Source organism: Candidatus Baltobacteraceae bacterium (assembly GCA_036559195.1).
In the GTDB taxonomy this organism is placed as follows: Bacteria; Vulcanimicrobiota; Vulcanimicrobiia; order Vulcanimicrobiales; family Vulcanimicrobiaceae; genus JALYTZ01.
Map to the genome: position 1 here is coordinate 37,204 of DATBTN010000026.1, position 8,353 is coordinate 45,556.

Genomic DNA, 8,353 nt, shown 5'->3' on the forward strand with positions numbered 1-8,353 from the left:
ATCCTTGGCCGCCTCGCCTTCCCTTCTTCCTCACTATCTCTATCGGCCGTCCGGGGGCAAAACCGGCTTTTGCGTCAGCCGGGTGAGCGGCGGCAGCTTGGCGGAGTGCAGCAACGCGTCCACCGGCGCAACGCGAGCGCGCTCGAACTGCGCGAAAGCGGCCATCCGATCGCCGGTGAGCGCGTGCAGCGCGCCGGCTTCGGTGCGCTGAGCTTGGCTCGGGGGCGCATACGACGAACCGAGCGTATCGATCGTCGTTTGCAATCGCTCGCGAAGCAGGTCGGTCAGGAAGTCGTTGTCCTGATCGTTGATCGGGTTCGAGGTGATCGTCAGCAAGAGGGCCTTCGATGCCGCGCCGAGGGCCGAAACCTGCGCGGCGAGTTGCGCGCTGCCTGAGGCGCCGAGCGCCTTCGCGCGCAACGGCGCTTCGTCTGAGATCGTGGAGAGCGTGTTGAGCGCGGCGTCGACCCGATCGAAATCGCCGAAGAGTTCGCGCAGGATCGCGCGGTGCGCGCGCAGTTGCGCGGAACGATACGTCGTGCGCGGATCCTGCGCCACGACGAGCGGCTGCGTGAGCGTTTGTCCGTCGTCTTCGATGCGGACGGTGTACGTGCCGGGTAAGACCGGCGCTCCGCTTTCGTAGCCGTCGTTCCAGGGCGATGTAAAGTTCCAATCGACCGGAGCGTCTTCGGCGAGATCCCACGTGAAGCGATTGAGTCCGGCGCGGTTGCCGAGCGCTTTTGCACTAAAGTGCCGCACGATTTGCCCGACGGAGTCGACAATCTCCGCACTCGGACCGTGGGCGGCCGGCCGGCTTAAATAGAACGTGACGATCGCTCCCGCCGGCGGGTTGGCGCCGTCGGTGTGCGTGCCGAAGTACGTGTGTTCGTTCCATTCGTACGACGTGCGAATCGGGAAGAGATAACTGCCGGCCGCGCGCGCGCGGTCCAATTGCTGCAGCGGCGTTACGTCGTCGAGAATCCAGGCACCGCGACCGTGCGTCGCCACGATCAGATCGTTGCGGTCGGGCTGCACCGCGATATCCCGCACCGAAACCGGCGGCAGATTCAGGTTGAGGTCGCGCCAGTGCTCGCCGCCGTCGAACGACGCCCAGAAGCTATTTTCCAGCCCCGCGTAGACCAGTTTGGGATCGCGCGGATCGACGCGCACGCTGCGCACTTGCTCGCCGCGCGGAAAGCTGCCGCCCAGGTCGGTCCAGCGCACGCCGTAGTCGTGCGTCACGAACAGATGCGGCGTGCGATCGCCGGTCATGTGCAGGTCGTAGACGGCGTAGGCGGTGGCCGCATCGTGCCGCGCTGCGGAGATGCTCGCGAAGCGCCCGAACGGCTTAATGCCGCGCGGCGTGACGTTGCGCCAACGCTTGCCGCCGTCGCGCGTCAACCGCACCAGTCCGTCGTCGGTACCGATCCAGATCTCGCCGCGGGCGGCGCGCGAGGGTTCGATGTAGAGAATCGTCTCGGACGTCTCGGCACCGGTTCCGTCGAGCGTGATGCCGCCGGTCACGACTTCGTGCGCTTTGTAATCGCGCGTGAGGTCGGGACTGATCGCGCGCCAGCGGTAGCCGCGATCGGTCGACGTGAAGAGCACGTTGCCGCCGGCGTATACGCGGTGCGGATCGAACGGATCGAACGCGAACGGCGTCTCCCAATTGAAGCGGTACTTCAAATTCTTTGGATCGACGACGTTTTGATCGCGCACGTAGGGCGAGACCGTGCGCGATTCGCCGGTGCGCGTGTCGAGCAGATCCATCTCGCCCGCGAAGTTGCCGCCGCCGCTCGAACTCCAGATATAGTGCGGATCGGCCGGGTCGGGAATCGCCCACGTTCCGTCGCCGCCGCCCATATCGTGCCACTGACTGGAGCTGATTCCGCGTTCCGAGAGGCCGTCGCTCGGCGCGCACCAGACGCCGTTATCCTGTAGCGGCGCGCAGATGCGGTATGGGTTGCGACGATCGAATCCAATGTGGTAGAGCTGCGAGATCGGTATGATGTTGCGCCATTCCCAGGTCGCGCCGTTATCGTGCGAAAACGCCGCCCCGCCGTCGTTTCCTTCGATGATGCGATGCGCGCCCGCAGCCAGCCACATCGCGTGATGATCGCCGTGGATCCCACGGCCCGTTTCGCGAAAATGTTTGCCGCCGTCGTCGCTCACGGTGAGATGCACCGAGACCGACCAGAGATGATTCTGATCGCTGGGATCCACGAACACGTGATTGAAGTAGAACGGGCGTTCGTCGATGACGGTGTCGTCGTTGACCATCGTCCAACTCGCGCCTCCGTCGTCGCTGCGCCAGAGCAGGCCTTGCTTGGATTGAACGAGCGCGTACACACGATCGGGGTTGCTCGGCGCGACGGCGAGACCGACGCGCCCTTCTTCATCGGTCGGCAGCCCGTGACCGTTAAGCTGCGTCCACGTCGCGCCGCCGTCGGTCGATTTAAAGAGTCCGTCGCGCGCGCCGCCGCTCTCGAGACTCCAGCCCGTTCGGCGATACTCCCACATTCCGGCATACACCACGTTCGGCGTCTTCGCAGAACTCGCCAGATCCGACGCGCCGCTTCCGGGACCGAGATAGAGCGTTTTGCTCCACGTCTTGCCGCCGTCGGTGGTGCGATAGACGCCGCGATCGGCCGAATCGGCGAACGGATCGCCGAGTACGGCGACCAGCACCGTATTGCTGTTTTGCGGATCGACGATGATCTTCGAAATCAGCGCGTCGTGCAGGGGCAGCACGCGCTGCCAACTCTTCGCTCCGTCGGTCGTTCGGTAGACGCCGTCGCCTTGGCTAACGTCGTTGCGCGGATTGCCTTCGCCCGTTCCCACCCACACCGTGGCCGCGTCGCGCGGATCGATCGCGATCGCACCGATCGAACTCACGTCTTGCTTGTCGAAGACCGGCTGCCACGCCTGGCCAGCGTCGGTGCTCTTCCAAACGCCTCCACCCGCCGCGCCGACATAGTAGAGCGCGGGATCCGCGTCGGTACCGGCCACGGCGCCGAGTCGGCCTCCCGAAACTGCCGGCCCAACGTTGCGCCACTGCATCTGCGCGAGCGGCTTGGGCGCGGGCGACGGAGCCGGCGAGGCAATGAGAAGCGCGACGAGCGTGAGAAGCATGCGAGCCCTTTAGCCGTCGAGCCGGTTCACCCATTTCATTCGTGCGCGAGCCGCCCCATCAAGAATCGCGCCAACAGCGCACCGACGTATTTTAACCGCGGAGCGAGCCAAGCGCGCTGCGCGGGACAGTCGATCTCGCCCAGTTCGAGCACCAGCGCTCCGCGGCTCGCGTCGACTTGGCGAAAGCCGTAATAGTCGCGCAATCCCACCGTGAAGTTATCGGGCATAAAGCGAAACGGGAAATAGCGCGAATAGTACGCGCGCCAGGCCGCCGCCGCCGATGCATCGCTGCGATGGTGGTAGCCGATCGACGCGCCGGTCGAGCACGGATGGGCGTTGCCGTCGAAGTGGATGAAGACGGCTTCCTGCACGTCGTACCGGCCGGCGAAGTCGGCCGGTTTGCGCACTACCGAGACGCCGTGCGCGCGCAGGATGCGCGTCGCTTCATCGGCCACGATCGGCGTCCACGCTCGCTCGCCGGCGGCGCCTAGGTTGCAGTGATGCGTCGGAAAGCGGGCGCAGTTCTGCGGCCGGCCTTCGTGGCCCGCCGAGACGAGCACGGCCGCCGCGAGGATCAGATGATGGAGCACGTCTTAGGCTTTCTTGCCGGCTAGTCCGACGAGCGTTTTAATGGCGTCCGACGGTTCGCACTGCAGTTCGGCCAGCAGCGTTTCACGATACTGCCGGTAGTGCCGCATGGCGGCGGCGCGATCGCCGCTCTGCAGGAGCGCGCTGATCGCGATCTCGCGAGCCGATTCGTCGCAGGCGTCGTACTCGATCATCTCGAGCGCGAGTTCGAGCGCCTTGCGCAATTCACCGTGGCTGAGCAAATCGCTCGCGAGCCGATGTGCGACCTCGAGCCGCAATTCCGCGAGATGACGCTCGGTCGGCTCGAACCACTCCCACGTCTCCATGCGCGAAGGACGCTGCGAGCGCAATTTCGCATGCGTCGCCCAAAGAACGGCGCGTTCGGCCTCGCCGAGCGCCGGTCGCGAACGAATCGCACTCACGATGCGATCGAACTCCCAGAGATCGACGCGCACGTCGTCGTGCAGTCGATAGCCGTCGCTCAAGCGCAGGATGGCCTTGTCGTTCCCCAGGTGCGCGCGCAGGCGGTGCAGACAGACGCTTAGCGCGTTGCGCGCCGCGTATTCTTCCAAATCGGGCCAGAGCAGATCGGCCATGCGCGCGCGCGGCACCGTTTCGCGCCGCAACGCGAGGGCTACGAGCAATGCCGCCTCGCGTTCCGAGAGCGTGACCTCGCGCCCGAGACTGCGCACCGCGCCGGTTGCGAGTTCGATCTCAAGCATCGGTATACGCTCGACGCGATCGCGCTGAAGTCGCGCGACGAACGCGTCGAGCATGCCGAATTGCGAGCGGCGTTCGGCAATCGCGCGCACCGCGCTTTGAAGAGGCAGCGAATCGCAGCGCGCCGCGCAGGTGGCGGCGCGACCCATCATCTCGTCGAAATTCACGTCATCGTAGAGCGCGACGGCCGTCGCCGCGAGAGCCTCCAGAAACGGACTGCGATACTGCTCCGCGGCGGCGAGCGCGGAGTTGGCATGTTTGATCGCCTGCATCGAATCTTTCGCACTCGCCGCGGCCATCAGCTGACCGCAAAGCACCCAGCGCAACTGGTCGGCGTCCTTCGGTTCGGCCGCGCGGCCGCGCGCGACGGCGGCGAAATACGCCAAACCCCGCACGCCGTTGGTGGCGACAATCGCATCGAGTTCGGCACCGTGGCGCGTTAGCAGTGCGTCTTCGCCGGAGAACCACGCGCCGAAGGCGGCCTCGGCCAGTTCGAGCGCGATGTAATTGGGCAGCCCCGAGGAGCGCGCGGTACCGAGTGCGCGCTCGATAAACTGCCGAGCGACGGGGAATTCGCCGCGCACGCGCGCCACTTCGGCGCCGAGCGCGGAGAGCGTGCGTGAAAGCATAATGTCTTGAACTTGCGCGTACGGTAAGGCCAGGGTGAGATCGCGCTCGGCCTCGGTCAACCGCCCGCTGCGCGCGCGCAAGACGCCCCGGATCGACGTGACGTAGCCGTGGATGGGCGCTCGCGGCTCGGCCGGCACGTCGTTTTCGATCGCGAACCGGTCCAAAATCTCTTCGGCATCGTCGAGCAGCCCGATATAACTCATAAAAAGGACGCGAATCGCGATGATGTAATAGCGTTCGATCGGCGTCGTTTCGGGCGAGAGCGTACGCCAGAGCGCTTCGGCTTCATCGAAGAGCTCTTCGGTATCGACGCAGAAGACGCGATACATCGCCGTTACGGCCCAGAGGCGCGGATACTGCTGAACGAGCGTGCGATCGAGCGACGAGAGCGCGCGCGCGTATTGCATCGACGGCGTATGATCCGCCATCACTTCATGCTGTCCGAGGGCGTTTGCCGCCGCCGAACGATCGCCGCGTGCCAGTTGCAGCTCCGCCGCGCGTTGGAAATCGCCGACGGTGACGTAGGCATCGGCGACGCCGGCGAGCAGCTCGACGCGGCGCTCCTCGCGGTGTTCGAGCAAGAGCGAGCTGAGCAGCGGATGGACGGAGTAGACGCCCTCGGGCGAACGCTCCAAGAACGGCGACTCTTTGGCAAAATCCACCAGCGCCCGCATCGACTGTTCGCTCGCCAGCACCAGACGCAGATCGCTCGAGGTCGCATTTGGAATCGCAGCGCAGGCGAAGAGCGCCTCGATCAGATGTGGATCGAGCGACGTGAGGATCTGATCGGCGAGATAATCGTGCAGTTCTTCAAACGCGATATCGTCGAGCTTGTCGAGGAGTTTTTCGATGCGGCCTTCGTTCGCGAAGCGCTTTAAGAGAAAGACCGCGATCGGCCAGCCCTTGGAGACTTCGCGAATGCGATCGATCGTAATCGGATTGCCGGAGATCTCGTCGAAGATGCGCGACATTTCGTGGTCGTCGAAGGCGAGATCGGCCGCGCGCAGCGTCATGATTTCGTGCGGCGGCGCGAATCGCGTGAGGTGGACGCGCATCGACTCGCGCGTGCAGAGGACGACGGTTCGCCCGGCGGGTCTGTGACCGAGCAGCCGGGCAAGGAACTCCCGGGCGCTTGCGTTGTTGGCGATCGCTTCGGCGTTCTCGAACACGAAGGTCGCTTCGCCGGTCGGCAGCTTCCACGCCTCAAGGGCCAGATTAACGCGCTCGGCGACGCTGGAACCAACGTCGCCGAGCATCAGCTCGCGTTGCGTCAGCGACTGGGTACGTTCGGGATTCTCCAAGGCAAGCGCCGGCAACAGGCGGCGCGCCAGGTCCAGATCGTCGGTGATGCCGGCGGTATCGCAAACCGCGGACCCTTCGCGCCCCTCGGTTAATTGGCGCGCGAGGGTGGATTTGCCGAACCCGGCCGGAGCGATGAGCGCAACGATCTTAGGCCGGACTCTATCCAGCCGCTCCAAGAGTGAAGTCCGCCGGATCTCTACGTGACCGGCGCTCGCGGGCTCTTGCATCTGTAGCCGCTAGTGTAACACGAAGGGTACCGGTAGCTCCTCCCGGCGGTGTAAGCACTTTGTAAGGGATGTCGTCTAGGCCGTAAGACCCATGAAAACGAGGCCGGGTACAGTCTATTCAGAGACCCGGGGACACGCATCGTTTGTGACCGGGTCGAGTTTCTACATCCCAGGTACTAAAGAGTCGGGAGTCTGAAGTATGACCGTTCTACCGCAAATCTCTAACGGAGCTCGGGTCTTCGTTATTGGCAAAGATCCCCTCGTTTCGCAAGCGCTCTCGAAGCTGCTGGCGCTCGATCCCGATCTCAACGTGCTGGGCGAATCGCCGACTATCGGCACTGCCCCAATCGCGCAGCTGCGCCCCGACGTGGTGGTCCTCGATACCGCCGGGCGCCCATCGGATGCCGCAGGCACCCGCGCCTTCCTTCAGCGGGTCGCCCCGAACGCGAAGGTCGCCCTGCTCGACGAATTGCGTTCCATGAGCGTGGGCGCGATGCTCGATACGGTCAAGGGTATGGGTCCGCAAGGCGGCAGCAGCGAGCATCCCCGGCATCTGGCCGCGATCCCGCTGAGCGGACCGCTCTCGGGTAGCCACGATACCTCAACGCTGTCGGATCGCGAACTCGAAGTCGTGCGCTTGGTTGCCGAGGGTCTCTCCAACAAAGAGATCAGCACGCGCCTCTCGCTGAGCGACAAAACCGTGAAGAACCACATCTCGCACATCTTGGCGAAGATGAACCTGACCGCACGCACGCAAGTCGCGGTCTACGCGATCCGCGCGGGCCTCGTCTAACGGCAATCACTCGTACCTCCTAGTGCAGCAACGACAGCGCCCGGATTCAAATCCCGGGCGCTGTTGTTTGCTTACCAAGCAATCGGTTGCGCGTAAAAAACGATAGGCCGATTCTTATCACAGGAAGGAGCGGACTCTCGGAGGCGACCCCGAAGGTCCCGCACATGCGCGAAGCTCGTCCAAATTGGCCGAACGGTATCGGTCTTCTCATTATTCACCTCGGCGCCCTGTTGGCGCTCTTGCCGATGTTCTTCTCTTGGTGGGCCGTGCTCGCCGCCGCGATCATCGCCTACATCACCGGCGCGTTCGGTGTAACGCTGAACTATCACCGGTGTTTGACGCATCGCAGCCTGCGCATGGTGCGCCCGCTCGAGTATCTGACCGCGATCTTCGGCGCGCTCGCGCTTCAAGGCGATCCGATCACGTGGGTTGCGACCCATCGCATCCATCACGCGCACTCCGATAACGAAGGCGATCCCCATTCGACCCAAAAGGGTTTGACGTGGGCGCACATCACCTGGATCTTCGGAAAGAACGACAGCGTTCCGACCACCGCCGAAGACTTCAAGCGCTACGCGCCGGATCTGGTTGCCGATCCGTTCTATCGCGCACTCGCCTACATTCATCTTCCGATGCAGATCGCGCTCGGGCTCGCGCTCTTCTTGATGGGCGGCTGGCCGTTCGTAATCTGGGGCGTCTTCGTGCGCCTGGTCTTCAGCTACCACACGACGTGGCTGGTCAACAGCGCCGCGCATTCGGTCGGCTATCGCTCGTACAAGACGACGGACCGTTCCACCAACTCCTGGTGGGTCGCGCTGCTCTCCTTCGGCGAAGGCTGGCACAACAATCACCACGCGTTCCCGTACTCGGCACGCCACGGCCTAGCCTGGTACGAACTCGACACGACCTGGTGGTTCATCAAAGCGATGCGCGCCATGCGTCTCGCCGACAAAGTCCGCGT

General features: G+C 64.3%; 5 protein-coding genes. 2 read left to right on the forward strand and 3 right to left on the reverse strand.

Annotated features, from left to right (window positions below; all coding sequences use genetic code 11):
* Positions 1-39: 39 nt before the first annotated feature.
* Genes VIG32_02920 through VIG32_02930 form a run of 3 tightly spaced genes read right to left on the reverse strand, consistent with a single transcriptional unit; the run spans position 40 to position 6,599 of the window.
* Positions 40-3,132, reverse strand: coding sequence for a hypothetical protein (locus VIG32_02920; GenBank protein HEY8296958.1), 3,093 nt, complete (start codon positions 3,130-3,132; stop codon positions 40-42).
* 35 nt (positions 3,133-3,167) lie between these two features.
* The gene (locus tag VIG32_02925; protein HEY8296959.1) at positions 3,168-3,722 is read right to left on the reverse strand and encodes a hypothetical protein; all 555 of its coding nucleotides are present in this window, start codon (positions 3,720-3,722) and stop codon (positions 3,168-3,170) included.
* Positions 3,723-3,725: 3 nt separating this feature from the next.
* Positions 3,726-6,599 carry a BTAD domain-containing putative transcriptional regulator gene (locus VIG32_02930; GenBank protein ID HEY8296960.1) on the reverse strand — a complete coding sequence of 958 codons (2,874 nt, stop codon included), beginning with the start codon at positions 6,597-6,599 and terminating at the stop codon, positions 3,726-3,728.
* A 199-nt stretch (positions 6,600-6,798) separates the two neighbouring features.
* Between VIG32_02930 and VIG32_02935 the strand changes: the two genes are divergently transcribed.
* Positions 6,799-7,392 carry a response regulator transcription factor gene (locus tag VIG32_02935; protein ID HEY8296961.1) on the forward strand — a complete coding sequence of 198 codons (594 nt, stop codon included), beginning with the start codon at positions 6,799-6,801 and terminating at the stop codon, positions 7,390-7,392.
* A gap of 164 nt (positions 7,393-7,556) precedes the next feature.
* The coding region (locus VIG32_02940) for a fatty acid desaturase (GenBank protein HEY8296962.1) at positions 7,557-8,353 on the forward strand (797 nt) is incomplete at its 3' end.